The following is a 26,098-nucleotide window of genomic DNA, read 5'->3' as shown; positions in this document are numbered from 1 at the left end:
CCGCCCGACGACCTTGCTGACAACTGAAGCCCCGCCGACCGGCGGGGCTTCAGTGATCGAAACGCGGTCAGCTGCTGAGATGCTCACCCAGCAGTCGGTCCAACTCGACCGGCGCCTCGTCCGGAATCCAGTGGCTCACGCCGCTGAGAACCTCGAACCGGTACGGGCCGTCGACAAACGCGGGGGTGAGCGCAGAACCCTTGGGCCCGATGGCAGCATCGCCGTCGCTCCAGACGTGCATGGTCGGCACGGTGACCCGGGCAGTTGCGGGGTTCGGCTTGGTCATCCACATCGCGCGATACCAGTTCAGACCACCGCGCAGGCGGCCGGGAGCCAGCATGGCATTCAGATCGCGCCGTGCGTTCTCCGGCGTCTGTCCGCTCGAGATCAGGAACTTCTCACCCGCCGACGTGGAGGACAGAACCTTCTCGGGAACGAAGGGCAATTGGAACGCCCCCATGTACCACGATTTCAGTCCCTGTGTGCTGGTCACCATCGCCTTGACGAACGCAAGTGGATGCGGAACCGACACCGCGGTAACAGTATTGAGCAAATCGGGCCGCTCGGCAGCGACCTGCCATGCAACTGCGGCACCCCAGTCGTGGCCGACCAGGTGCACCTTCCCCACACCGAGTGCGTCGATCAATGCGACAGAATCTGCGGCAAGCTCTGACCCGCGGTACGCCCAGCGCGCTTTCGGCCGCGCGCCGGGTGAGTACCCTCGCTGATCCGGTGCGACGGTACGGAAGCCGCGGGCGTGCAGTAGCGGTGCGAGCTGATCCCACGAACTCGAATCCTGCGGAAAACCGTGCAGGAGGGCCACGACCGGACCGTCGATCGGCCCTTCGTCGCGTACGTCGAAGGTCAGTCCGGACCGGGAGTACGAGGTGAGGCGATCCGCCGGTGAAGTCATAGCGCCACGCTAGTCTTCGCGACACCCGTAGTTGGAGCCTTTTCGCCGGCGCGCAGGAATTGACCCGTCTTTTCGGTTCCGAATCCCGGGGCGAATTCGCCGTCGCTGTAGACGAGTCGGCCGTTGATCACTGTCGCGACGGCTGCATCGTCGCTGCGGTTGACCATCCGGCTGATTCCGCCGTACTCGGGGACGGTTGCCTCGAACAACCCGTCGACCGACTCGTCGAGCCCGGCCGGGTCGATGACAACGAAGTCCGCGCGGTCACCCTGGCGTAGATGCCCGGCATCGATTCCGTACCAGTCCGCCAACTCTCCGGTCAGGCGGTGAATTGCGCGCTCGATGGTCAGGAACGGCTTGCGATCACTCTGGGCGTCCTTGACGCGCTTGAGGAGCCGCACCGGGTAGTTGTAGAACGCCATGTTGCGCAGATGCGCACCGGCATCGCCGAAGCCCATCTGTACGCCGGAACTCGCAGCGAGTTTCTTGGCGAACTTGGGACGATGATTTGCAATGGTGGTGCGCCAGCGAAGATCTCGCCCGTACTTGACCACCAAGTCGAGGTACGCGTCCACCGGGTGCACTCCCCGGATGTCTCCGACCTGACCGAAGTTCTTGCCGATCAACGTCTCGTCCGGACAACCGACGATGACGGCGTCGTAGAAATTGCGGTGCCAGATGCGGGGTGAGAACTTGTTGTCGTAGTCCTTGCGGAATGCGCGGCGGTACGACTCGTCCTGGAGCAGCTTGTTGCGCTCCACTTGGTCCTTGAGATGCAACGCGGCGGCGCCGGCACCGAACTCCTCGAACACGACGAGGTCGATTCCGTCTGCATAGACCGTGAAGGGAACCGGAAGGTGCTGCCACTTGAAATCGGTCTTGGCGAAACGGTTCAGCAGTGGGGCCGCAGCGAGCATGAAGTACACGATCACCGGGTAGGCCTTCGAATCCGCACCGGAGAGCAGCGAAGTCTTGAGCGGCTTCTTGCGTCCGATCGCAGAACTCTCGGCGAAGAACGCCGCGACGTTCGGATGCAGGTTGATGGTCGGAGCGCTCTGCAAGATCTTTCCGCGATCACGAAGGATACGGTTGAGGAATCGGAACTCCTTCCACCGCGCGTACGTCGACGGCAAAGAGCGAGAACGGTATTCGTCGCCGTCGATCTTGTCGAGCGCATTGGTCATCGACGACAGGCCGAGCATCCCCGCATCGATGGCGTCCTCGAGCATCGAGCCCATACGCCCGAGCTCCGAGCGGCTCGGCTTGACCTTCTTGTCTGTGCCTCGCCCCAAACCGAGTACGTGAGTACGAATGTCGGAGTGGCCGATGAATGCCGCGACGTTGGGTCCGAGCGGGAGCGCGTCGAGTGCGGCGGCATAAGCGGCGGGGCCGCTCCAAGTCTTGTTCGCTTCGAGGATGCTCAGCACCGCATCGTGGGGAACTGCTTCGACTCGGCTGAACAGGTCCGCGATCTCGCGCGGGGTCGAATACACCGTAGACAGTGAGCAATTACCGAGCACGACCGTCGTGACGCCGTGGCGAACCGATTCCGGAAGCCCTGGGCTGACCAAGGCTTCGGCGTCGTAGTGCGTGTGGACGTCGACAAAGCCGGGGAGAACCCACTTGCCGGCCGCATCGATCACCTCGGTGTCCGGCCCGATTTCGAGGCTCGTCGTGGACACCTCCGCGACCACGCCGTCTCGAACCCCGAGATTTCGACGTAGACCAGGAGCCCCCGTCCCGTCGAACCACAACCCGTCGTTGACCACGATGTCGAAAGCAGACACTGTCGGACTCCTCGCCTCACGTATGTGTTACCTCACGTTATAGACAGCGTTGAGTAAAAGTCAATGAACCTTACGAGCGAATACATAAGATGTCGGAATGGCTGCAGTCCCCCGCTCCCCCGAAGACCGTCAGAGGCAAATCCTCGAGGTGGCGGTGCACATGTTGCGGACCGAGCCTTTCGATCAGCTGTCGATGGACCGGGTTGCGGCCGAGGCCGGCGTCTCACCGCCGCTGCTGTTCCACTACTTCAAAAACAAAAAGGGTTTCCAGAACGCCATACTCGAGGCCGCCTCGGCCGATCTCGAAGATCGAATGCGGCCGGATCCCGAGCTACCGATCACGTCCCAGCTGCGTTCAGGTATCGAAACTTTCGTCGATGCCGTTATCGAGCACCCCACTATTTACCTTGCCGTTATGCGGATGGCCGGCAGCGGCGACGTCCGGATGCGCACGATCTACCGCGGGATGCGCCGCACCTTCACCACGTGGATCGTCGCCGCGCTCACGGATCTGAGCATCGAGTCGAATGCGACGGTCGAGGCAACCATTGCCGGATGGCAGGCATTCATGGAGGAAATCGTCGTCAACTGGATCGACGAGCCGACCCTCGAACGAGGCGAGATGGTCGACCTCTGCGAACGAATTTTCTATCACTGCCTACCGGCCGCCGGCATCAGCGTCGAGCAAATTGTGGCGGCAACGGTGGCTGCGACAGCTAGCGAGTCCGGCGCAACACAACTGTGATCTGCGCGCCGGGGTTTCACAGGTGGTCACGATTGGGTATCTTGCTTGCAGTGGCGCTGGACCACGACCCCAACACATGAAGGATCCAACATGGAGTCTGTCGAAAACGTATTGCCCGAGGGTGTCAAGCTCGAAGACATCTTGAGTGTCCTCAAGGTCGCAGTTGCGGGCATCGGCCTCATCAGCGCGTTGTCGGCATTCAGCTGATCGCAAAGCGTCATCGACAGGCCGGACTTCGGGGAGTCCGGCCTGTTTTTTGTTTCCGTTCCTGAACAATCCGTGAACTTCTCAGCAACTTCAGCGCAAAGTGGTCATTTCGACCCAAACAAGCGTCCAATTTGCTACTTTGTGTCTGCGACACGAGGTCGTACAGAAACACCACGCAGACACAACCTTGTACATACACACCTGTACATACGACACGGAGGACCGAAACATGGGTTCCATCAACACCCTCAGCGCCGTCATCGACATCATCAAGGTCGTCCAGCCGTTGATCGCCAAGCTCAACCTCAGCTGATTCGCTTGCACCACACCCCTGCCAGGGCGTAACTCGAAATGGGGCCGACAATGTCGGCCCCATTTTCCGTCGGCGCCTTACCTCAGCCGAGCGCCTTCTTGATCTCTCCTGCCAGCGCCGAGGCCAGTTGCGGCGGCACCGCATTGCCGATCATCGTGCGCACCGCTCCCCACTTACCCTCGAAGACGTAGTCGTCGGGAAAGGTCTGGAGGCGAGCAGCTTCTCGAACGGTCAACGATCGCGTGTGTTTCGGATGCACGTTGCGTGAAGCCGAGATCATCCCGAACGTGGTTCCAACCGTCGACGCCGGCTCGTCCCACCGCAGTCGCTTGTACGTCGTGTTGTATCCGGACGACGGTCGCATGGCCGGATCTTCGTTGTCGTGAGCCGACATTCCTTCCGGCACATCACGCAGCCACCGCAGGACGTGCTCGGGATGCTCGACGGCCCAGTGCAGCGGATCTGTTTCGCATGCCTGCCCCGATTCCAGCGGGGCCAGGTCGACGGTGGCGTCACGAAAAGTTCGCAGCGGCGCAACACCATTCACGCCGTGAGTCTTCGGAGGAAAACGCAGTGGCCCGATACCACTGTCGCGGCGCGTCGCCACGATGAACACTCGCTCCCGGAACTGCGGGACTCCGTAATCCTGCGCATTGACCGTATTGATCGACGCGTCGTAACCGCGTGCAGTCATCTCGCCGAGAATCCGGTCGACGACCATCCCGCCGTCCGGGTCTTTCATGCTCAGCAGCAGCCGAACGTTTTCCATCACCACGACCTTCGGCCTCACCAGATCGGCGAGCTCGAGTAGGTTCCGGAAGAGATGGTTACGCGGATCGTCGCGGTCTCGGCGGCCGGCGAGACTGAAACCCTGACACGGCGGTCCCCCAGCCAACACATCGATGTCCACTTGTGCCAGAAGATCTTTCACACGGCCTTCGTCGATCGCCCGGATGTCCTCACCGAGGCACTTCGCGCCGGGGAAGTTCCGATCGAAGGTAGCGCGCGCCTCCGGCACGACTTCGATGTATCCCTCCACCGAAAACCCCGCCATCCGAAAGCCTTCGGCCATACCGCCACAACCCGAGAACGCCGTCAATACGGTGGGGCCGCCGCTTCCTGCCCCTTCGATCGCACGCCGGGTCACCGAAGCGGGGTCGTTGACCGGTGTCGCTCGACGCGCACGGGTACTACCGCTCGATCGCTTCCGCGGCGCCGCGTAGGTGCCCTCGCGCTTCGCGGATTCCAATGCGGTGAGGGCCGCGAGAACTGCTCGCTCCGCCGGTGGTTTGGGATACGCCTTGTCGAGTTCCCACGCGGAGACGACGGCTGACGAGACTCCCGCGAGGCGGGCGAACTGGAATTGACTGATCCCCACGTCCAAGCGCCGCGATCGCAGGTCCTGTCCCGAAATCAAATCAGTGCCTCACTCATGTGGTCCGCTCGCTCCGGCAGCCCAGACTATCTCAGCCGACGACGTGAACCAGGACTACACAAGAGAGACCGGCAGGCGGTATGCCTGCCGGTCTCCGACACGAGCGGATGACGGGATTCGAACCCGTGTGAACGGCTTTGCAGGCCGGTGCCTAGCCACTCAGCCACACCCGCGTCAGTGAGTCACTCTGCCCCGAGTGGCGGCGTCGAACCACAGTTCCGCTCAGCATGATTCGAGTGCAATCCCACCAAGCGTTCCAGTCTCTGGGAAAACTGCGGGCCCTTCGGGAACAAATCGGTCAGTCTCGATGCTGACTCCCTCGGTGGGCGCAGGTCATTCGATTGCGGCCCAAATTTCGACCGAACGACCGAGCAGTTCGCCAGACCCAGACAACCCAGAAGGTTTCATGAGTGCCGAGAACACCGCCGTCGCCCCGCCCGTCAAGGCAGCCCCACCTGTGAAGGCAGCTCCGCCCTCGGAGGCGGCCCCGCTGGAAACGAGCAGTGTCGACCGCAAGCCGAGTGTCGGCAAGATCCTGGCCCTCGGTTCCATGACGGCGCTCGGGCCCTTCACCATCGACATGTACCTGCCCGCGCTGCCGGATATCGGCGCCGATCTCGGAGTCTCGTCGTCAACGGTTCAGCTGACGATCACCGGAACTCTCATCGGCCTCGCACTCGGACAGCTGTTAGTCGGGCCGCTCTCGGACACTCTCGGCCGCAAGAAGCCGCTGCTTGCCGGAATCGGCGTGCACATCCTGGCGTCGCTGCTGGCTGTCTTCGCACCGAGCATCGCGGTCCTCGGCATCCTGCGGGTTTTCCAGGGCATGGGCGCGGCAGCCGCGGCAGTGGTCACCATGGCGATCGTCCGCGACCTCTACAGCGGTAACACCGTTGCCGTCGTGATGAGCCGGCTGATGCTCGTGCTCGGTGTTGCACCGATCCTGGCGCCCAGCATCGGCGGCGCTCTCCTCGTCGCCCTCGACTGGCGCGGGATCTTCGTCGTCCTGGCATTGATCGGCGTCGGCACGGCGATGATCGGGGCGTTCGGACTCGCAGAAACACTGCCGAAGGAAAAGCGTCGCCCGAGCGGATTGAAGTCGGTTCTCCGTACCTACGGTTCGCTGCTCGGCGACCGCACGTTCATGGTCCTGACGCTCGTCTCCAGCGTCGGTATGGCGTCGTTGTTCGCGTATGTCTCCGGGGCGTCGTTCGTCTATCAGGACCAGTACGGCCTCAATCAACAGGAGTTCGCGCTGCTCTTCAGCGCAGGCGCTATCGCGTTGATCGGTGCTTCCCAGGTCAACGTCCGACTGCTCGACCGCTGGACTCCTCAGCAGATCACCAAGTGGGCGCTCGTCGCTGCGGTTGTCTCCGGCGCGGTAGTTATCACTGTCGCGGTCCTCGAACTGGGCGGGCTGGCCGGATTCGTGATCGCACTGTGGGTCATGGCAGGCGCCATCGGCTTTGTTCTCCCCAACGCCCCGGCGCTGGCTCTCGCTCGTCACGGCGAAGCGGCCGGTACTGCTGCGGCGATGCTCGGTGCGTTTCAGTTCGGCGTCGGCGCGGCCATCGCGCCCGCCGTCGGCCTACTGGGAAACACCAGCACTGCTCTGGCCGTCACGATGACGGCGTGTGTGTCGCTCGGACTGATCGCTCTTCTGGCTACGACCCGAAAGAGCGAATCGGTCTAACCGGCAGCGGAGAACCACTCGCTGTAGAAGGTGGCAAGTCCCAGGACGCACGAGATCGCGACGAAGATCCAGAATCTTGCGATCACGACGGTTTCCGGCCAGCCGAGTAACTCGAAGTGATGATGGATCGGGGCCATCTTGAATACGCGTCGGCCCGACGATCGGAACACCAGAACCTGGATGATCACGGACAGGATCTCAGCGACGAACAGGGCGCCGATGATGACCATCAGCAGCTCGGTGTGCGTCGTGACGGACAGGCCGACCACCAGGCCGCCGAGCGCCAAGGAGCCGGTGTCGCCCATAAAGATCTGAGCCGGGGCGGCATTCCACCAGAGGAAGCCCAGGCACGCTCCGCCTGCTGCGGCAGCAACGATCGCGAGATCGAGAGGGTCACGAACGTCGTAGCATCCGGCGGCGGGCTCGAGGACACACGAGTTCCGGTACTGCCAGCCGGCGATGACGACGTAGGTCCCCAGGATCATGCCCATCGAGCCGGCTGCGAGACCGTCGAGACCGTCGGTGAAATTGACGGCGTTGGACCAGGCGAACACCAGAATGCAGAAGAAGACCACGAAGCCGATGGCCCCCATCGAGAACACCGAGATGTCACGAACGTGGGACAGATACTGACTGCCTGGTGTGACTCCATTGTTGTTGGAGAACTGCAGGAACAGAATGCCGAAGATGATGGCGCTCGCCAGCTGACCAACGGTCTTGGCCGTCTTGTTGAGCCCGAGGTTGCGCTTCTTGCGGATCTTGATGAAGTCGTCGAGAAAGCCGACGATTCCCAGTGACGTCGCGAGCGCGAGAACCAACCAACCGGACGCAGACAGCCGCGGTAGCCGCGAGCCGAAACCGATGATGTGTGCCGCCAGGTAGCCCGCCCACATGCCGGCGATGATCGCGATGCCGCCCATCGACGGGGTGCCACGCTTGCCTTGGTGACTCTGCGGGCCCTCGATCCGAATCTCGTGCCCGAGCCCCTGCCGCGAAAGCACACGAATGAGAAACGGAGTCAGGAAGAGGGCGACGAACAACGAGACGCCACCCGCGACGAGGATTGAAATCACCCGTGGGACTCTACAGACGTAAGCGGCTGCGACACACAATCAGACAAGGCACCCGACCGCTTCGGAGCATGGGATGATCGACCTTATGTCTCCCCCCGCACCGCTCCCCCTCGACCCCATCGAAGAGGCGCATCGTCAGTGGACGGAGCACGGGTGGAGCGACGTCGCCGACGGTATGGCTGCGGTCACGTCGGTGATGCGAGCACAGCAGATCATGATGGCGCGGGTCGAAGAGGTACTCAAGCCGCTCGGGTTGACCTTCGCCCGCTACGAATTGCTGACGCTTCTCACCTTCACCAGGTCGGGCGCACTCCCGATGGCCAAGGCAAGTGCCCGCCTCCAGGTTCACCCCACCAGTGTCACCAATGCCGTCGACCGTTTGGAGAAAGCGGAGTTGGTCAGGCGGGTCCCGCATCCCAGTGATCGACGCGCGACGCTCATCGAGATCTCCGACGCCGGTCGCGCACTGGCCCTCGAAGCGACCGAAATGCTCAACAGCAAGGTGTTCGCTCACCCCGGACTCCAGCAGGACAAGCTCGAACAATTGGTGACGATCCTCACTGAGCTTCGCAAGACCGCCGGGGACTTCGACACCGGCGGCGCGCCCACCAAGTGGTGAACCGACCACCCGTACACAGAGAAACTGCCCTCACACTCTCTACGAGTGTGAGGGCAGTTTCAGCGGTCTAGAAGTTCAGCAGTGCTCGAGTTCAGCGGTGCTTGAATTCGGCCGACCGCTTCTCCACGAATGCGGCCATGCCTTCCTTCTGATCCTCCGTCGCGAAAGTCGAGTGGAACACCCGACGCTCGAAGCGGACGCCCTCGGCGAGCGTGGTCTCGAAGGAGCGGTTGACTGCTTCCTTGGCCATCATCGCAATCGGCAGCGACATCTCAGCGATGGTGGTTGCGGTCTTCAACGCGTCGTCGAGCAAGTCGGCGGCCGGAACGATCCTGGCGACCAGGCCGGCACGCTCGGCTTCTTCTGCGTCCATGTTGCGGCCGGTGAGGCACAGTTCCATGGCTTTGGCCTTGCCCACGGCGCGCGTAAGGCGCTGCGAGCCACCGATACCCGGAATGACACCGAGCTTGATCTCCGGCTGACCGAACTTCGCGGTATCCGAAGCGATGATGAAATCGCAGAGCATCGCAAGCTCGCAGCCACCACCGAGCGCGTACCCGGAGACAGCGGCGATCAGCGGCTTACGAGCTGCTGCAACGCGGTCCCACGGGGTGAAGAAATCCTCGACGTATGCGTCCATGTACGTCTTGGACTGCATTTCCTTGATGTCGGCACCGGCGGCGAAGGCGCGCTCGGAACCGGTGATCAGGATGGCTCCGATGCCGTTGTCCGCTTCGAGGTCGGCAACCGCGGCGACGACCTCGTTCATCAGCTCGGAGTTCAGCGCGTTGAGAGCCTTCGGGCGGTTGAGCGTGATGACGCCGACGCGACCCTTACGCTCGAGGATGATGGTGTTGAAGTCGGTCACTACTGTCCTTCGGTCGAACGGTCACGGATGTCGTTGATGATGGCAGAGAAGTCCTGACCGCCACCGCCCGCAGCATGGAAGCGACTGTAGAGTTCGGCAGCCTTGAGCCCGATCTCCGCATCGACGCCGTTGTTGCGCAGCGCATTTGCAGCCAGACCGAGGTCCTTGTCCATCAGCGCGACAGCAAAGCCGGGCTGGTAGTCGTTGTTGGCCGGGCTGGTGGGGACCGGTCCCGGTACCGGGCAGTTGGTGGTCAGTGCCCAGCACTGCCCCGAGGCGTTGGACGCCACGTCGAAGAGCGCCTGGTTGCTCAGGCCGAGCTTCTCGCCCAGCACGAACGCCTCGCTGATCGCGATCATCGAAATGCCGAGGATCATGTTGTTGCAGATCTTGGCAGCCTGGCCGACACCGGCGTCGCCGCAATGAACGACCTTGCGGCCCATCACGTCCAGCAACGGTGACGCGGCCTGGAAGTCCGCTTCGGAACCGCCCACCATGAATGCGAGAGTGCCTGCGGTTGCCCCGACGACTCCACCGGAGACCGGTGCGTCGACGCTGCGGTGACCGGCTGCTTCGGCTTTGTCGTGTGCCTCGCGGGCATCGGCGACGTCGATGGTGGAACAGTCGATGAACAGCGTGCCCGGTGTTGCCACCGGCAGCAGTTCTTCGTACAGACCGAGAACATGCTTACCGCTCGGCAGCATCGTGATCACGACGTCAGTACCGCGAACGGCGTCGGCTGCCGAATCCGCTACCGATGCACCGTCTTTGACTGCCTGCTCCAGCGCCGCAGGTGCCAGGTCGAAACCGACGACCTTGTGTCCGGCCTTGACGAGATTGGCCGCCATCGGGCCACCCATGTGACCGAGTCCGATAAATCCAATGGTGCTCATTAGTGATGCTCCTTCGGCGGTGATCAGTTGCCTTGCAGTTGGGGGGCGAGTCCGAGCTCGTTGTCGCCCAGCGGGGCGAAGTAGGCGTCGACGGATTCTGCCGTGACATCGTCGAGAGTTGCCGGCAACCACTTCGGGTTTCGGTCCTTCTCGACGACCTGGGCGCGAATGCCCTCGACCAGATCGTGTGAGGCGAGCGCAGCCGTCGAGACCCGGAACTCCTCGTTGAGGACTTCTTCCAAGCCTGCTGCTTCCTTGGCATGGCGCAGCGATCGCAGGGTCACCGACAGTGCGATGGGCGACTTGCCGAGAATCTGCTCCGCGGCCTTCTCCGCCTCGGGGATTGCACTTGCGCGAAGACGCTCCACGATGGTGGAGACGTCGTCTGCCGAGTACGCGGCGTCGATCCAGCTCTGCTGGGCCAACAGCTCCGACACCGGAGCCGGCTCCGCGTATTGCGCCACGGCGTCCTCAACCGAAGAAGAGGCGAGCGCAGCGATGAACGTCTCGATGTTCTCCGACGGGATGAAGTGATCCGCGAAGCCTGCTGCGATGGCATCCCCGGCGCTCAGACGCGCCGTGGTGAGCGCGATGTGCGTTCCGAGTTCGCCGGGAGCACGCGAGAGCAGGTACGTTCCGCCCACATCGGGAATGAAACCGATTCCGGTCTCAGGCATTCCGATCATCGAACGCTCGGTCACGATGCGAATGTCGCCGTGTGCGGACACTCCGACGCCACCGCCCATGACGATCCCGTCCATGATCGCGACGTACGGCTTCGGGTAGTTCGCGATCTCGGAGTTGAGGATGTACTCCTCACGCCAGAAGTCGAGCGAACCGGTCTTGCCGTCCTTGGCGTCGTGGTAGATCGAGACGATGTCGCCGCCGGCGCACAGACCACGTTCGCCGGCGCCCGTGAGTACGACGGCCTTGACGTCGTCGTCGGACTTCCATTCCTCGAGTGCCTTGGCCATCGCCTTGACCATCGAGTGGTTGAGGGCGTTGATCGCCTTGGGCCGGTTGAGGGTGATGAGCCCCAGCCCATCACGCTTTTCGATCAATACCTCAAGCTCGTCGCTCATGCTGCTCCCTGCTTTCCCTGACCTGATGCGACCACGCTGCGCGCGATGACCACCCTCATGATCTCGTTGCTGCCTTCGAGGATCTGATGAACACGAAGATCGCGAACGATCTTCTCGATCCCGTACTCAGCAAGATAGCCGTACCCGCCGTGAAGCTGGAGAGCCTTGTTGGCAACGTCGAATCCGGTGTCGGTGGCAAAGCGCTTGGCCATCGCACACAACTCCACGACGTCAGGCGCTCCGTCTTCGAGTGCTGCGGCGGCGCGCCACAGCAGTGTCCTGGCAGCCTCGAGTTCCGTGCGCATGTCGGCGAGCTGGAACTGCAGGGCCTGCGACTCGATCAGTGCCGAACCGAAAGCCTTACGGTCCACCAGATATGCAACGGCCTTCTCCAGCGCCGACTGAGCCCCACCGACCGAGCAGGCGGCAATATTCAGCCGGCCGCCGTTGAGACCCTTCATGGCGATGCGGAATCCGCTGCCCTCTTCACCGAGCATGTTGGCAGCGGGAACGCGCACGTCTTCGAAGATCACCTGGCGAGTGGGCTGCGCGTTCCATCCCATCTTGACCTCGTTGGCACCGAAGGACAGTCCGGGTGAATCCTTGGGCACGATGAACGCCGAAATGCCCTTGGCACCGGCAGATCCGGTGCGGGCCATCACGACGTACACGTCGGAAGTGCCTGCGCCGGAGATGAACTGCTTGACCCCGTTGAGGATGTAGTCGTCACCGTCGCGAACAGCCTTGGTGCTCAAGCCCGCAGCATCGGATCCCGCACCGGGTTCGGTGAGGCAGTAGCTGCCCAGCTGGTCCATCGAGCAGAGTCCGGGAACCCACTTGTGGCGCTGTTCGTCGTTGCCGAACTGGTCGATCATCCACGTGACCATGTTGTGGATGGAGATGTACGCGGCGATCGACGGATCACCCTTGGCGAGCTCTTCGAAGATCCGGGCAGCGTCGACGCGGCTCAGCTCACTGCCGCCCACGTCTTCACGAATGTAGATACCGCCCATCCCCAGGGACGCCGCCTTACGGAGGACGTCCACCGGGAAATGCTTGGTCTGATCCCACTCCACTGCGTTGGGCGCCAGATGCTCGGCCGCGAAGTCGCGGGCAGTGTCACGAATCGCCCGCTCGTCATCGGTCAGAGTAAACATCGAAAGTGTTCCGATCAGTTCATCGTGGGGATGACGAAGTGGTTGTCAGGAGCGGAGTCTACGGAGCGACCCTCCTGACCTGCTTCCTTCTTGCCGGAAGGCCAGCGCTGCGTCACGGTCTTGGTCTTGGTGTAGAAGCGGAAGGAGTCGGGACCGTGCTGGTTCAGGTCACCGAATCCGGAGCGCTTCCAGCCACCGAAGGTGTGGTACGCGATCGGGACCGGGATCGGCACGTTGACGCCGACCATGCCGACGTTGACGCGAGCGGTGAAATCACGCGCGGTGTCGCCGTCGCGAGTGAAGATGGAGACACCGTTGCCGTACTCGTGTTCGGTCGGAAGACGCAGTGCCTCTTCGTAATCGGCAGCACGTACCACCTGAAGGACGGGTCCGAAGATCTCTTCCTTGTAGATGCGCATGTCCGAGGTGACGTTGTCGAACAGGGTTGCGCCGGCGAAGAATCCGCCTTCGTGGCCTTCGAGGGTGAAGCCGCGGCCGTCGACGACTGCCGTTGCGCCCTCGTCGATGCCGATCTGCACATAGTTGTTGACGCGATCGAGGGCATCCTGGCAGACCAGGGGACCGAAATCGACGCCTTCGTCGTCACTGCGACCGATCTTGAGCTTCGCGACGCGCTCCTTCAGCTTCGCGACAAGAGCGTCCGCGGTCTCCTCGCCGACGGGAACGGCAACCGAGATGGCCATGCAACGCTCGCCGGCGCTGCCGTAGCCCGCGCCGATCAGGGCGTCGGCAACCTCGTCGAGGTCGGCGTCCGGCATGACGATCGCGTGGTTCTTGGCGCCACCGAAGCACTGTGCGCGCTTGCCGTGAGCTGCGGCCGTCTCGTAGATGTACTGAGCGATCGGCGTGGAGCCGACGAAGCCGACGGCCTTGATGCGATCGTCGGTGAGCAGGACGTCGACAACTTCCTTGTCACCGTTGACCACGTTGAACACACCCGCGGGCAGTCCCGCTTCGAGGAACAACTCGGCCAGGCGCAGCGGCACGGAGGGGTCGCGCTCGGAGGGCTTGAGGATGAAGGCGTTACCGGCGGCAAGGGCGGGGCCGGCCTTCCACAGCGGGATCATCGCGGGGAAGTTGAAGGGCGTGATGCCGGCAACGACGCCGAGCGGCTGACGCATGGAGTACACGTCGATGCCGGTGCCGGCACTCTCGGTGAATTCACCCTTGAGCAGGTGCGGAGCGCCAACTGCGAACTCGATGACCTCGAGGCCGCGCTGGATGTCACCCTTGGCGTCGGCGACGGTCTTGCCGTGCTCGGACGAGAGGAGGCGGGCCAGGGAATCCATCTCCGCCTGAGCGAGCTGCAGGAACTTCATCAGCACGCGGGCGCGCTTCTGCGGGTTGAACGCTGCCCACACCAGCTGCGCCTCTTCGGCATTGGCGATGATGGCTTCGGTCTCGGCCTTGCTCGCGAGGGGGACGCGGGCCTGCACCTTGCCGGTGTTGGGATCGAACACGTCTGCAAATCGATCAGATGTCCCGGGAACACGCTTGCCACCGACGAAGTGCGTCAACTCGTGAACCGTCGCATTTTCAACCATTGTGCTAACCCGTTCCTTGCTCGTATGGACCGCCGAGGAGGCAGCAGTGAATGTCTACCATCCTATAGTTGGATGTCCATGTATGTCTAGAGCCCAAAGGGCTGTGCGCCTTTATTAACCGCGGGGGGTTAAGAAAGGCGCACAGCGCGGAGCGCGGCTGCCGCTTCCTGCGCGACTACGGCATCGGTGACGTCGTATCCATCCGAACCCCCACCAGGTCCGCCGGACACCGCGACAACCTTGCGTGCCGAGAGATGCACCGCATCGACGCCGACGGCAGCGATTGCCGCAATGTCGTCGACGGTGATTCCGCCACCCGCCATGATCTGGATCCGGCCCGCGGCATGGTCGACCATTCGCCGGATCTCTTCGAGTCCCTCACTGCAAGTGTCCGCTCCACCGGACGTCAGCACGCGGGTCACGCCGAGGTCGATCAGTTCGTCCAGCGCGGTCAGACGGTCGGTCACCACGTCCATCGCACGATGTACTGTCACCTCGACTCTCGCCGGGTCGACGCATCCGATGATGCGGCGCAGCACGACGGTGTCGATCGAATTGTCTTCTGTCAGCGCGCCGATCACAATGCCGGCAGCTCCCCCCGCCACGGCAGCACGGACGTCGTGCTCCATCACCCACACTTCGTCGGGTGAGAACACAAAACCTCCGGCGCGCGGACGGATCAGCGGGTGTACCGCGATCCCCACTTCCGACGCTGCCTCGATCACGCCGATGCTGGGCGTCACTCCCCCCGTCGGGCCGAGGGCCGCGCACACCTCGACTCGAGTTGCTCCTACCGAACGCGCGATCCTCGCCCCCCGCACGTCCTGCACAGCCAGTTCCAAGACGGTCATGTCAGAAGGACTGCCACGACGGCTTGTGTTCGAGCGCGTACCGGTAGTAATCGGCAAGCTTGAGCGAACTGGCCGCAGCTTCGTCGATCACGACGGTGACATGGCGGTGCAACTGCATCACCGAGGCCGGGCAGAACGCGGACAACGGACCTTCCACCGCGGCAGCGATCGCATCTGCCTTACCTTCTCCGGTCGCGATCATCACCAGATGCCTTGCATCGCTGATGGTTCCGAGGCCCTGGGTGAGCACGTGGTGCGGGACGTCGTCCACACCGTCGAAGAACCGCGCATTGTCGATCCTGGTCTGTTCGGTCAGTGTCTTCACGCGGGTGCGCGACGTCAAGGACGATCCGGGCTCGTTGAAGCCGATATGGCCGTCGGTGCCGATGCCGAGCAACTGCACGTCCACTCCCCCGGCCGCCGCGATGCTGTGGTCGTACCGGGCGATCTCCTTCTCCGGGCACGGCGCTTCACCGTTGGGGCTGGACACCATCGCCGGATCCAGGTTGACGTGATCGACGAACTCCGACCGAATCACCGAGTAGTACGACTGCGGATGCCGTTTCGGCAATCCGAGGTACTCGTCGAGCAGAAAGGCTCGGGCCAGCGAGAAGTCGAGTTCGGCGTCGCGATGCCGCGCTGCCAGTTCACGATAAGTTCCGATCGGCGACGACCCCGTTGCGAGCCCGAGCGTCGTCGCCCCGGCTCTGACATATCCTTCGACGATGTCCGCGACGGTCGAGTCGACCTCCGCGGGTGTCGGCTGAATTACGATTTCCATGAATTTTCCTTTCCGGCGGCTTTTCCGCCGAGTAGTACACGCCCCAGGCGCAATTGACGATCTGTGACCACGATGTCGGCGCGAGCGCCGACGGCCAACGATCCGAGTAGGTCGCCCAGGCCCAGCAGGCGCGCTGGGCTCCGAGTTGCTGCTGCGACCGCGTCTTCGAGAGCGACTCCACCGTCGAATACGGTGCTACGCACCACATCGAGCAACCTTGCAGTCCCTCCGGCGATGGCACCGGAACTGCCGTCGGTGGTCGCGAGCCTCGCGACGCCTTCGTGCACCGTGACGTCGAGAGCGCCGAGTTGGTAGTCGCCGTCGTCCATTCCGGCAGCGGCCATGGAGTCACTGACCAAGGCGATCTGGTCGGGGCCGACAGCATCGAAGACCATCGACACGGTCTCGGGAGCAAGATGCACTCCGTCTGCGATCAGTTCCACCACCATCTCGCCTCTCGCGGCCGCCGCCAGGCATGCAGCCACGGGCCCCGGCGATCGATGGTGCAGCGGCGGCATCCCGTTGAACAGGTGGGTCGCACTGATCTGCCCGGCCCAATTCCCGTGCACTGCAGCACCGATGCGCGCCGACGTCGTTGCCGCGTCGGCATCGGTGTGACCGAAACTCGGCACGATGTTGCGATGTCGCATGATCGCGAGCAACTCTTCGAAGTTCTCGGTCTCCGGCGCCAAAGTCATGGACCGTACGGTCCCCCGCGCGGCGTCGCACACGGCTTCGAGTAGATCAGGATCACCGGGAATGATCGCCGCCGGATCCTGGGCACCGCAGCGGACGCCGTTGATGAACGGCCCCTCGAGGTGGATACCCAGAAGTTCTCCGCGTTCGACCAGGTCGGCGAGCATCGTTGCTTGCCGCACCAGATCTGCGCGCGGCGCGGAGACCAGGCTGGCCAACATTCCGGTCGTGCCGTGCTCACAATGATGCGCTGCGGCGCGGCTCGCACCATCGGCGTCGGTGTTCGGAAAACCAGCACCCGCTGCGCCGTGACTGTGGACATCGATCAGTCCAGGCATGATCAACGAGTCGGAACGTTCCGGAATGGCAAAGACGGGCGCCGACGCGACGTAGTCCGCAGCCGAGCCGACCCAGCTGATCTTCTGACCGTCCACGACGACAACGCCGTCGTGAATCTTGCCGATCGGTGACCCGATCACCGTTCCCCGCAGCACAATCGGATCGATTACCGTGGCCGAGCCTGGCGTGCTCATGCGGACTCGAGAATCCGCGCCACGGCTGCTCTACCCTCGATCGGGTTTCGCGCGCCCCGCGCCGCAGCGGCCATGTCCTTGCACACCGCCAGATCGAGTGACGCCAACTGAGCGCGCACGGCGCCCAACGCCGGGACCGACATCGACAAACTCGTGACGCCCAAACCGACCAGAACCGGAGCCAACAGCGGATCCGACGCGGATTCACCGCACACTCCAACCGGTTTCCCGGCGTCGGCGCCCGCCTGACCGACCATCGCGATCAGATCGAGGACCGCCGGCTGCCACGGATCGAGCAGTTGCGCCAGGCTCCCGGCCATACGATCCACGGCGCAGGTGTACTGACTCAGATCGTTGGTACCGATACTGACAAAATCGAGATGCTCGAGGAGGTCCCTCGCCCGCAAAGCGGCAGCTGGAATCTCGATCATCGCTCCCACCTTGCCGATCCCCCGCGAACGCGCGAGTTCTGCAAAGTCTTTCGCTTCGTCGGCCGTGGCCACCATCGGCGCCATCACCCACAGGTCGGCGCCCGTCGCGTTTCCCGCGGCGGCGAGAGCGTCGAGCTGACTGATCAGAGTGTCGGGATAGACCGTGCCTACTCGTAACCCACGGATGCCCAGTGCCGGGTTCTCTTCGATCCCGAGATCGAGAAACGGCAACGGTTTGTCCGAACCCGAGTCGAGAGTGCGGACCACTACCTTCTGTCCGGCGAAGTGTTCGAGAACCGACGTGTACGTCTGGGCCTGCTCCTCCACCGAAGGAGCGTCGTGACGCCCGAGATACGAGAATTCGGTACGGAACAGTCCGACACCCTCACAATCCGCCGCCCCGGCCCGGGCGGCGTCCTCGAGGGTTCCGATGTTGGCCGACAATCTCACCGCGAATCCGTCACGTGTGCGACCCGGACCACGCGCCGAAGCCAACTGCTCTGCCGCGCAGGATGCTTCGAGGGCTACCCGCTCACACATTTCCACAGAGGGATCAATGGTGACCGTTCCGGTAGTGCCATCGAGGATGAGGAGTTTGCCCTCCATCAGCAGGTCGGTTCCGGAGCAGTTCACCACGGCCGGGATTCCGAGCGACTTCGCCAAGATAGCCGTATGGCTGGTCGGGCCTCCTTCCGCGGTCAACAGTCCGACCACGTCGCTGTCACCGAGCGTCGCCGTGTCCGCCGGCGCCAAGTCGCGCGCCACGAGGATGTACGGGTGACCCGGAGTGGGGATTCCGGGCATCGGCTCACCGCGGAGCACGGCAACAGCTCGCTGTCCGAGATCACGCAAATCGGTTGCCCGTTCGGCCATGTATCCGCCGAGCGCCGTGAGCTTTTCGCAGAACGTGTCGAAGGCGATCGCCACCGAGTGAGCTGTCGGCAACCCGGACTCCAGGTTCGCCTTGGCCGCCTTCACGATGCCCGCGTCGCGCGCCATCGCAGCAGAGGTCGTCAGGATTTCCGCGGGTACACCTTCGACGGACTGTGCACGAGTGAGCAGTTCCTCCGCCACGGCGTCCAGTGCCTCTCGGATTCTGTTCAGCTCCGCCTCGGGACTGCCCGTGACCCGATCCGACGCCGAGGTCGGTTCGGGCGTGGAGAATCGCAGCCACGGCGCACATACCGAACCCGCGCTCACTCCGATACCCGCAATGCGGTTGTCCACACTCGCCGTCATCAGGCTTCGTCCAGTTCCGAAGCGAGAAGCTCTGCGAGTGAACCGACCGCGGCATCGGCGCCGTCACCGTCAGCACGCAAGGTCACCGAATCGCCGAATGCGGCACCGAGAGTCATGACCGACAACATGCTGGAGGCGTCGACGGGTTCGCCGTCGCCGAGCGAGATGGTGACGTCGACCGGTAGGTCGGCCGCGGCGCGCGCGAAGAGCGCTGCGGGTCGTGCGTGGAGTCCGACGCGGGATCCGATTGTCGTGGTTGCGATCGCCATGTTCAGCGTCCTTCCAGTTCCTTGTCGAGCTTGTGTTCAAGTTCTGCGACGAGTGGGGCGTCGGTGCGGGTATCGCCCTCGGCTGCGAGTGCCAATTCGGCCTCGAGCAGCGCGGGGTCGGGCTCACCTGCGGCCACCTCGACCTCTTCTTCTCGTCCCGGCGTGCGCAGGTTCCACTTCTTGATCACGAAACTGAAGAGGAAGTAGTAGATCAGCGCGTACCCGAGCCCGATCGGGATCAACATCCAGGCGTTGGTCGCCTTGCCGAAGTTCAACACATAGTCGAAGAAGCCTGCGGAGAAGGTGAATCCGTCGTGGATACCGAGCGCATTGACCAGCGCCATCGACGTTCCGGTCAACAGTGAGTGGATGACGTACAGCGGCCACGCGACGAACATGAAGGAAAATTCGAGAGGCTCGGTGATACCGGTGAGGAAGGCGGTCAGGCCGGTGGAGAGCATGATGCCGCCGACGAGCTTCTTCTGAGAAGGCTTGGCGTTGCGCCAGATTGCGAAGGCTGCAGCGGGGAGGGCGAACATCATGATCGGGAAGAATCCGGTCATGAACGTACCGGCGGAGGGGTCGCCGGCGAAGAACCGGTTGAGGTCGCCGCGAACGATCTGACCGCTCGCGTCCTGGTAATCGCCGATCAGGAACCACACGGCGGAGTTCAAGATGTGGTGCAAGCCGGTGGGGATCAGGAGGCGGTTCGCTGCGCCGTAAATGCCGCCGCCGACAACGGTATTGGAAGCAACTGCTTCACCGACCCAGTTGAGGCCGGAGTTGAACAGCGGGTACACGAATGCCATCAGGACACCGACGACAAGACCGGTGATTGCCGTCAGAATGGGAACGAGCCTGCGCCCGTTGAAGAATCCGAGATAATCGGGAAGCTTCGTTCGATAGAACCGCTGCCACAAGATCGCCGACAGCAAGCCCATCACGATGCCGGCGAGCACACCGTAGTTGATCAGGGATTGATCCCCGTTCGGGTCGGTTTTCCCTTCGAGAACGATCGGCGACATCGCCTTGAACACTCCGTCGATCACCATGTAGCCGACGACGGCTGCCAAGGCAGTCGAGCCGTCGGCCTTCTTGGCCCAGCCGATCGCGATACCGACGGCGAAGATCAGCGGCAGCCACGTGAAGACGGCTTGTCCCGCCGCAGAGATCACGGCCGCGGCACTGTGCATCGAACTGAACCGCCCGAGCAGGTCGTCCTGACCGAGGCGGAGCAAAATTCCCGCAGCCGGCAGAACTGCGATCGGAAGCATCAAGCTTCGGCCGAGGCGTTGAACCCCGGCGAACACTTTCGATTCCTTCTTCGGGGTGTCTTCGAGAGTCATCAAAGGACCTTCTTCGTTCGCCGGGCCGCGTCGCGATCGGCCAGTGGTTCTGGAAATTCGGGTGTCGTGCACGTGCAGGTTTCGTGAAAATGCTGGTCACGGTTCATGCTCGGAAGTGAGGCCGAAACCGTTTTGCCGAAACTGTTGTGGAGCCGGACTTCCAACGGGTACTGTCCGGTCATAACCAGTTGTAGTTTTACCTGGTCGAGGCGAGTTGTCAACACCCAAATGTGACATACGTAACCGGGATAGCCTTGACCAGCAACTAGTCAGCCCACCTGTACGACCGTTCAACGATCACGACCAACCCGACAATCAGGAGCAGCAAATGTCGAAAGCGGAAGCAATCATCAAGGGCCTCGGCGGCGCAGAGAACATCGTCGAGATCGAAGCGTGCATCACCCGCCTACGCACCGAGGTCAAGGACGGCGCGAAGGTGAACGAAGCCGCGCTCAAGGCTGCCGGCGCACACGGCGTGCTCAAGGCCGGAACGGTCGTCCAGGTGATCGTCGGACCCGAGGCAGACACCCTTGCCGAGGACATCGAGGACATCCTGTGACGGTCGTCCTCGCCCCGCTGCCCGGCCGGGTCGTCGCACTGGCAGACGTCCCGGACCCGGTGTTCGCTCAGCAGATGGTCGGCTCGGGCGTCGCCATCGAACCTGCCCGCGATCAGGGGCCGCTCACCGTTGTCGCGCCGATCAGCGGGAAGATCCTCAAACTTCACCCCCACGCATTTGTGATCTTCGGAGAGAAGGCCACCGGCGTGCTGGTCCATATCGGCATCGACACGGTCAAACTCGAAGGCGACGGATTCACTCTCATCGCCGCCGAGGGTGACACGGTCAATGCGGGTGATCCCGTCGTCAGCTTCGATCCAGCGCACATCGACACCACCGGCTACTCGGCGATCTGCCCGGTCGTGGTGATGGATTCCAAGCCGGACACCGTCGAATCCCCTTCGGTCGGTAGCGACGTCACCACAGGCGACACGCTGTTCGACTGGTCGGCGTAACGCAGAGGGCGGGCACACCTTCCGGTGTGCCCGCCCATTCGGTTCGATCGATGGCTACTGGTCGCCCCGTGTCTTGGGCCGCGCTTGACCCTGGACTTCCATCTGCAACTGGTAGCGGTCGGATCGGTACCAACTGCGAGTGTGCTCGACCGGTGCGATCTCGCTGAACGACACTCGATCGAAGTACAAGACCGGAGCGCCTTTACGAGTGCCCAGGAGAGTCGCGATCTCAGTACTGGCACCGTCTGCACTGACCGTCTGTTCTGCCCGATCGATCGGCTTGGCGTACCTGTCGGCAGTCGCCCGGTAGATCGACCCTGTCAAGTCCATGTCGAGCAGACCCGGCAACAGTTCAGGATTGAACCAGCCGTCGTCGACGCTCACCGGCTCGCCATCGGCGAGGCGTAAGCGCTTGACGTGATAGCCCTCGGAACCCGGTCGCATATTCAGTGCGGCAGCAGTACTTTCGGGGACAGGACCCTGTTCACTGACCAGGACCACAGTAGTGGGATGGTGCCCCTGGGCACGCATTTCTTCGGTGAACGACGCAAGGTGCAGCTTGGACTGGACGGCACGGTGCGCCACGAAGGTGCCCTTGCCACGTACACGCACGAGATGTCCGTCATTGACCAGTTGTCCGATGGCCTCACGAACGGTAATCCGACTGACGCCGTAGTCCTGCATCAGGTTTCGCTCGCTGGTCATCAAGTCGCCAGGCTGGAGTTCTTGGGTGCACTTGCGCAAGAGAATGGTGCGCAACTGCTCATGTTTGGGTATTGCGCTGTCGCGCAAATGAACGGGCATCACAGCGACTGTCCCTCCGAGAAATGAATAGTCGTCTATTCGCCGACGATATCGATATGAAATCGCGGGCAGGTCCCGACCGGACCGGTCCAATTAACGATACTGGAATTCACGACAGGAAACTAGCACCAGTCCGGAGTTGTCCGTTTTCAACCGTCCAACCGTCGGTAGATGGACCGTATTTCGTCCAAGGCGACGTTCTGCTGAGCCATGTCCAATCCCAGTGCCGCAACCGCCTCGCGCAGCCGTCGGACATCCAGATCGTCGATCGCCGCACGAAAAGGCACGTTCGGTAGCGCCGGCAGCGCGGCCGCGATTCCGAACCAATTCTCGACGTCGAGCGGAACTGTCGACTCGTCTTCCACTCCGCCGATCAACTGCTCCAGGTCGACACCGCGAAGTCTCAGCAACCTCAGCGGATCGGTGTCGATTCGCTCGGCGGTCAAGAACGCCACGGCCGCAGCGTGTTTGCACGGCCAACCGACATCGGGGCAGGTGCAGTCGAAGCGGAAAGCAGACGGGCCGTCCGGTATCAGTTGAGCGGCAAGCATATCGGGGACAGTGCCGGACACCAGTGCGGCAAGGCTTCCCGGCACTCGGCGGATCTTGGTGATGATGTCGTCGATATCCGATTGATCAAGGGTCTCGATCGACAGAGTGGAAACAAATGGCTGCAGTTGACTGCCCTGAACTTCGGCCGTCACCACTCCCGGTTCGATGTCGAGCGCCAAGACCTGGCCCGAACGCGCGTACGTGCGCCCCCGAGTGACACGAGGTTTGTCGCCGATTTCTTCGACGACGCGGACAAAAGCCTTGCCCCAGAACGTCCTCCCGAACGCGGGGCGGGGCTTGACCGGCGCAGGGGCTCGTCGTCGAGGCCCGGTGTACTCACTGAAATCGGGGCCCTTGCCGCGCGCACTCATTCGCCCACCGCGTCGTCGCCGAGTCGCAACAACTCGTCCAGTTGCTCGACGCTCATCTCCGTCACCCAGTTCTCGCCCGTCCCGACTGCAAGTTCAGCGAGTTCGCTCTTACTCGCGATCATCGTGTCGATCCGCTCTTCCAAAGTTCCGACGCACACCATCTTGCGGACTTGCACGTTCTTTCGCTGGCCGATGCGGAACACACGGTCCGTCGCCTGATTCTCCACCGCGGGGTTCCACCATCTGTCGAGGTGAACCACGTGATTGGCCGCTGTGAGATTCAGGCCGGTGCCACCGGCCTTGAGCGAGAGCACCATGATGGGCGGGCCGCCTTCACCTTGGAACGCCTCGACCATGGCGTCCCTTCCGGCTTTCGACACTCCGCCGTGCAGGAACGGAACATCGGTGGTGAACCGGTCGGCCAGGTACGGCACCACTAATTCTCCGAACTCACGAAACTGTGTGAAGAGCAGAACCTTCTCGTCGTCGGCGGTGACCGACTCGACGATGTCCTCGACAAGACCGAGTTTTCCCGAACGGTGTTGCCCGCGGCGCATCATCGGCGATCCGTCGCGCAGGAAGTGCGCCGGATGATTGCATACCTGTTTGAGTTTGGTCAGCGCAGAGAGGACGGCACCCTTGCGCTTCATGCCTTCCGTCCCCTTGATCTGCGCCATCATCTCGTCCACCACCGCGCGGTACAACGCGGCCTGTTCCTCGCTGAGATTCGCTCGAACCGTCATCTCCTGTTTCTCGGGTAGATCCGCGATCACGGAGGGATCGGTCTTCACCCGCCGCAGCACAAATGGTGACGTGACGGCTCGCAGTCGCGAGACGGCAAGTTGGTCTTTTTCCCGCTCGATCGGTACGACAAACCGTTTGCGGAACATCTGCTCCGAGCCGAGCACCCCTCGATTGGCAAAGTCGAGGATGGACCGTAATTCGTCCAGTCGGTTCTCCACCGGCGTTCCGGTGAGAGCAACTCGGTGGTCCGCAGGAATGCTGCGAGCAGCGCGCGCCTGAGATGTCTTGGCGTTCTTGATGTGTTGAGCTTCGTCGAGCACCACTCGTCGCCAGTCGAGATCCTTGAGCGCCGCGACGTCGCGAGTCATGAGTGCGTAGGTGGTGATCACCAGATCACTCTCACGAACTGCCTGTTCCAACTCCGCCCCGGTAGCGCGGTCCGAACCGTGATGAACGTAGACACGCAGGCTCGGCACAAATCGCGCCGCTTCACGCTGCCAGTTTCCGACCACCGACATCGGGCACACCAAAAGCGTTGCTGTCTTGGACTTCTCGTGCGCAAGTAGCGCCAACAGTTGCAGCGTCTTACCCAAACCCATGTCGTCGGCCAATACCGCACCGAGCCCGAGAGCGCTCATGTACGCCAACCAGTCGAGACCGCGTCGTTGATACGGACGCAAGGTCGCATTGACCGTCGACGGCACCGCGACCTGCTGCGGAGCCACCGACTGGTCGAGTAAGGCGGAAGCCCATCCGGTTGCCTTCACTTCCTCGACCGGCAGGTCTTTGAGGTCGTCGGCGATCAAGTCCTTGATCAGATCGACAATCGCTCGGTCCCCGCTCGAATGCCGTTGACTGACAAAACGAGCCGCGCGGGCCAGGACGTCTTTGTCCGCCTGAACCCACTCGCCGCGCAACTGGACCAGATCGGACTTCGCATCGACGAGTCGGGTCATTTCCTCGGCGGTGAGAACCTTGTCTCCGAGCGCCAATTCCCAATCGTATTCCAGCAATTGGTCCATACCGACCGTACGATTCTCCGCCACGATAGGAGATGCCGCCGACGTCACCCGCACACGCAGTGAGGGAGATACCACGTTCCACGCACGCGGGAGCAGCAGTGTGATCCCTCGCTCCCGCAAGACAATCGCGCCATGTCCGACCAAGTCCATCACGACAGGAGTGGGCAGCAACAGGTCGAGACTGTCTTCGTCTCGCGGCACGTCGCGAAAACGGGGGTAAGCCTTGATCGCCTCTTCGAGCTTGCGACTGCCGAGCTGGATGCGTTTGGGATCGGCCCGGTGCAGTCGAACACGCTCGGGTGCTTCGCCTTCGGGACGTAGACACACCTGAAGGCGCCACAGCGCGTCGTCGTCCGGATCGGCATTGTCGTCAAGTTCCGGTTCGATCAGACGCAGAACCAGGTCCGGCTCTCCGGCGGTGAACGTCGAACCCCATTCGGAGAGTCCCTCAGCCGCTCGTACCGACGCTTCGTCGAAAGAGTCTCCGGACAGCACTGCCTGCCACAGCGGGGTCTGCATCACCGGTACCGAGCCACCGAGAACTCGACGGACGATCGGATCCGTGAATTCGTTCGTGATGTCTTCGATCGTCGCCCGCGGCGAGCCGACAGCCCGCTGCACCGGCGGCATGGCAACTACCAGTTCACCGATCCAGGCGCGCTGGCGTTCCCCTACCGACAACTGCCAACGCGGCCACCAATTGCCTTCGGCCCGCGTCAGAGCCGGTACCACTCGCCCAGCACGTACCCAACGGTCGATCCCCCGCGCCACGTGCACGAGAAAGTGCAGGTCGCCGGCGATTCGCTGGTCGTCGGCCTTGAACCGCAGCAAGAGATCGACTGCGTCCGGTGGTGCCAACGCAACAGCTGCGTACTCACTCTGCAAAGGCCCGCCAGGCACGGGCGGCATAGCGACATTCACACGATGACGGAACTTGCGATGCAGGACAGCACTGACCGGATCATGGGGATCGTCGGTCCCGGCACCGTCGTGCCCGTCGACCCACAGTTTGAGCCCCGATCCCGGTGACCAGAGTCCATGCAGCATCCGACCATCCAATCAGGTGCCACCGACACCACTACTCCTCACCACCCT

24 protein-coding genes and 1 tRNA gene are annotated in these 26,098 nt (G+C 62.8%); 6 read left to right on the top strand and 19 right to left on the bottom strand.

Going from position 1 to position 26,098, the window contains the following annotated elements; translation table 11 throughout:
• Positions 1-67: 67 nt before the first annotated feature.
• The gene (locus ACFWEM_RS30325; RefSeq protein ID WP_378539436.1) at positions 68-913 is read right to left on the bottom strand and encodes an alpha/beta fold hydrolase; all 846 of its coding nucleotides are present in this window, start codon (positions 911-913) and stop codon (positions 68-70) included.
• The gene (locus ACFWEM_RS30320) at positions 910-2,700 is read right to left on the bottom strand and encodes an amidohydrolase family protein (RefSeq protein ID WP_378539435.1); all 1,791 of its coding nucleotides are present in this window, start codon (positions 2,698-2,700) and stop codon (positions 910-912) included. The genes ACFWEM_RS30325 and ACFWEM_RS30320 overlap by 4 nt, the downstream gene beginning before the upstream one ends.
• A 97-nt stretch (positions 2,701-2,797) precedes the next feature.
• On the opposite strand from ACFWEM_RS30320, the gene ACFWEM_RS30315 reads away from it, so the two are divergent.
• Positions 2,798-3,445, top strand: coding sequence for a TetR/AcrR family transcriptional regulator (locus tag ACFWEM_RS30315; protein WP_378449308.1), 648 nt, complete (start codon positions 2,798-2,800; stop codon positions 3,443-3,445).
• A 394-nt stretch (positions 3,446-3,839) separates the two neighbouring features.
• The gene (locus ACFWEM_RS30310) at positions 3,840-3,965 is read left to right on the top strand and encodes a hypothetical protein (RefSeq protein WP_003941303.1); all 126 of its coding nucleotides are present in this window, start codon (positions 3,840-3,842) and stop codon (positions 3,963-3,965) included.
• Positions 3,966-4,047: 82 nt separating this feature from the next.
• On the opposite strand, the gene dcm is transcribed toward ACFWEM_RS30310, so the two are convergent.
• Positions 4,048-5,382 carry a DNA (cytosine-5-)-methyltransferase gene (dcm, locus tag ACFWEM_RS30305; RefSeq protein WP_378539434.1) on the bottom strand — a complete coding sequence of 445 codons (1,335 nt, stop codon included), beginning with the start codon at positions 5,380-5,382 and terminating at the stop codon, positions 4,048-4,050.
• Between the two features lie 120 nt (positions 5,383-5,502).
• Positions 5,503-5,573 (bottom strand) — tRNA-Cys (locus ACFWEM_RS30300).
• A 233-nt stretch (positions 5,574-5,806) separates the two neighbouring features.
• Here ACFWEM_RS30300 and ACFWEM_RS30295 point away from each other — a divergent pair.
• Entirely contained in the window at positions 5,807-7,093 is a 1,287-nt protein-coding gene (locus tag ACFWEM_RS30295) for a multidrug effflux MFS transporter (protein WP_378539433.1), read from the top strand.
• Here ACFWEM_RS30295 and mraY read toward each other — a convergent pair.
• Entirely contained in the window at positions 7,090-8,166 is a 1,077-nt protein-coding gene (gene mraY, locus ACFWEM_RS30290) for a phospho-N-acetylmuramoyl-pentapeptide-transferase (protein ID WP_003941316.1), read from the bottom strand. The two genes, ACFWEM_RS30295 and mraY, sit on opposite strands and share 4 nt — an antisense overlap.
• Before the next feature lie 85 nt (positions 8,167-8,251).
• Between mraY and ACFWEM_RS30285 the strand changes: the two genes are divergently transcribed.
• Positions 8,252-8,785, top strand: coding sequence for a MarR family winged helix-turn-helix transcriptional regulator (locus tag ACFWEM_RS30285; RefSeq protein ID WP_054825961.1), 534 nt, complete (start codon positions 8,252-8,254; stop codon positions 8,783-8,785).
• Positions 8,786-8,876: 91 nt separating this feature from the next.
• Here the strand turns inward: ACFWEM_RS30285 and ACFWEM_RS30280 are convergent, their stop codons facing one another.
• The 11 genes from ACFWEM_RS30280 to ACFWEM_RS30230 form a co-directional block, all read right to left on the bottom strand.
• The gene (locus ACFWEM_RS30280) at positions 8,877-9,653 is read right to left on the bottom strand and encodes an enoyl-CoA hydratase (RefSeq protein ID WP_283307405.1); all 777 of its coding nucleotides are present in this window, start codon (positions 9,651-9,653) and stop codon (positions 8,877-8,879) included.
• Complete coding sequence (gene mmsB, locus ACFWEM_RS30275; protein WP_378539432.1) at positions 9,653-10,546, bottom strand: 3-hydroxyisobutyrate dehydrogenase; 894 nt, start codon at positions 10,544-10,546, stop codon at positions 9,653-9,655. The genes ACFWEM_RS30280 and mmsB overlap by 1 nt, the downstream gene beginning before the upstream one ends.
• Before the next feature lie 23 nt (positions 10,547-10,569).
• Complete coding sequence (locus ACFWEM_RS30270) at positions 10,570-11,628, bottom strand: enoyl-CoA hydratase/isomerase family protein (protein WP_378539431.1); 1,059 nt, start codon at positions 11,626-11,628, stop codon at positions 10,570-10,572.
• Complete coding sequence (locus ACFWEM_RS30265) at positions 11,625-12,785, bottom strand: isobutyryl-CoA dehydrogenase (RefSeq protein ID WP_378539430.1); 1,161 nt, start codon at positions 12,783-12,785, stop codon at positions 11,625-11,627. Before ACFWEM_RS30265 ends, ACFWEM_RS30270 begins: the two co-directional genes overlap by 4 nt.
• A gap of 14 nt (positions 12,786-12,799) precedes the next feature.
• On the bottom strand, positions 12,800-14,350 hold the full coding sequence (locus ACFWEM_RS30260) for a CoA-acylating methylmalonate-semialdehyde dehydrogenase (RefSeq protein ID WP_214888709.1): 1,551 nt from the start codon (positions 14,348-14,350) through the stop codon (positions 12,800-12,802).
• A gap of 128 nt (positions 14,351-14,478) precedes the next feature.
• Complete coding sequence (locus ACFWEM_RS30255; RefSeq protein ID WP_378539429.1) at positions 14,479-15,201, bottom strand: copper homeostasis protein CutC; 723 nt, start codon at positions 15,199-15,201, stop codon at positions 14,479-14,481.
• A 1-nt stretch (position 15,202) separates the two neighbouring features.
• Positions 15,203-15,982 (bottom strand): glucosamine-6-phosphate deaminase, encoded by a 780-nt coding sequence (gene nagB, locus ACFWEM_RS30250; RefSeq protein ID WP_378449301.1) that lies wholly within the window; start codon positions 15,980-15,982, stop codon positions 15,203-15,205.
• A complete protein-coding gene (locus ACFWEM_RS30245; RefSeq protein WP_378539428.1) occupies positions 15,970-17,211 on the bottom strand; it encodes an N-acetylglucosamine-6-phosphate deacetylase in 1,242 nt (413 codons plus the stop codon). The genes nagB and ACFWEM_RS30245 overlap by 13 nt, the downstream gene beginning before the upstream one ends.
• Positions 17,208-18,881: a phosphoenolpyruvate--protein phosphotransferase gene (gene ptsP / locus ACFWEM_RS30240; protein WP_378539427.1), complete on the bottom strand. Its 1,674-nt coding sequence runs from the start codon at positions 18,879-18,881 to the stop codon at positions 17,208-17,210. The genes ACFWEM_RS30245 and ptsP overlap by 4 nt, the downstream gene beginning before the upstream one ends.
• Positions 18,881-19,150 (bottom strand): HPr family phosphocarrier protein, encoded by a 270-nt coding sequence (locus ACFWEM_RS30235; RefSeq protein ID WP_019749212.1) that lies wholly within the window; start codon positions 19,148-19,150, stop codon positions 18,881-18,883. Before ACFWEM_RS30235 ends, ptsP begins: the two co-directional genes overlap by 1 nt.
• 2 nt (positions 19,151-19,152) lie before the next feature.
• Entirely contained in the window at positions 19,153-20,496 is a 1,344-nt protein-coding gene (locus ACFWEM_RS30230; RefSeq protein WP_378539426.1) for a PTS transporter subunit EIIC, read from the bottom strand.
• 328 nt (positions 20,497-20,824) lie between these two features.
• Between ACFWEM_RS30230 and ACFWEM_RS30225 the strand changes: the two genes are divergently transcribed.
• Both ACFWEM_RS30225 and ACFWEM_RS30220 read left to right on the top strand, forming a co-directional pair.
• A complete protein-coding gene (locus tag ACFWEM_RS30225) occupies positions 20,825-21,055 on the top strand; it encodes a PTS glucose/sucrose transporter subunit IIB (protein WP_283307394.1) in 231 nt (76 codons plus the stop codon).
• Positions 21,052-21,510 (top strand): PTS glucose transporter subunit IIA, encoded by a 459-nt coding sequence (locus ACFWEM_RS30220; RefSeq protein ID WP_378449297.1) that lies wholly within the window; start codon positions 21,052-21,054, stop codon positions 21,508-21,510. Before ACFWEM_RS30225 ends, ACFWEM_RS30220 begins: the two co-directional genes overlap by 4 nt.
• 54 nt (positions 21,511-21,564) lie before the next feature.
• On the opposite strand, the gene ACFWEM_RS30215 is transcribed toward ACFWEM_RS30220, so the two are convergent.
• The 3 genes from ACFWEM_RS30215 to ACFWEM_RS30205 all read right to left on the bottom strand — a co-directional run bounded on the left by ACFWEM_RS30215 (position 21,565) and on the right by ACFWEM_RS30205 (position 26,050).
• Complete coding sequence (locus ACFWEM_RS30215) at positions 21,565-22,314, bottom strand: GntR family transcriptional regulator (RefSeq protein WP_378539425.1); 750 nt, start codon at positions 22,312-22,314, stop codon at positions 21,565-21,567.
• 149 nt (positions 22,315-22,463) lie between these two features.
• Positions 22,464-23,237 (bottom strand): SWIM zinc finger family protein, encoded by a 774-nt coding sequence (locus ACFWEM_RS30210; RefSeq protein ID WP_378539424.1) that lies wholly within the window; start codon positions 23,235-23,237, stop codon positions 22,464-22,466.
• A complete protein-coding gene (locus ACFWEM_RS30205) occupies positions 23,234-26,050 on the bottom strand; it encodes a DEAD/DEAH box helicase (protein ID WP_378539423.1) in 2,817 nt (938 codons plus the stop codon). The genes ACFWEM_RS30210 and ACFWEM_RS30205 overlap by 4 nt, the downstream gene beginning before the upstream one ends.
• Between the last annotated feature and the right edge of the window lie 48 nt (positions 26,051-26,098).

Source organism: Rhodococcus sp. NPDC060176 (assembly GCF_042728675.1).
Classification (GTDB): domain Bacteria; phylum Actinomycetota; class Actinomycetes; order Mycobacteriales; family Mycobacteriaceae; genus Rhodococcus_F.
Note: the sequence above shows the minus strand (reverse complement) of the source record. Positions and strands in the feature narration are given on the sequence as shown.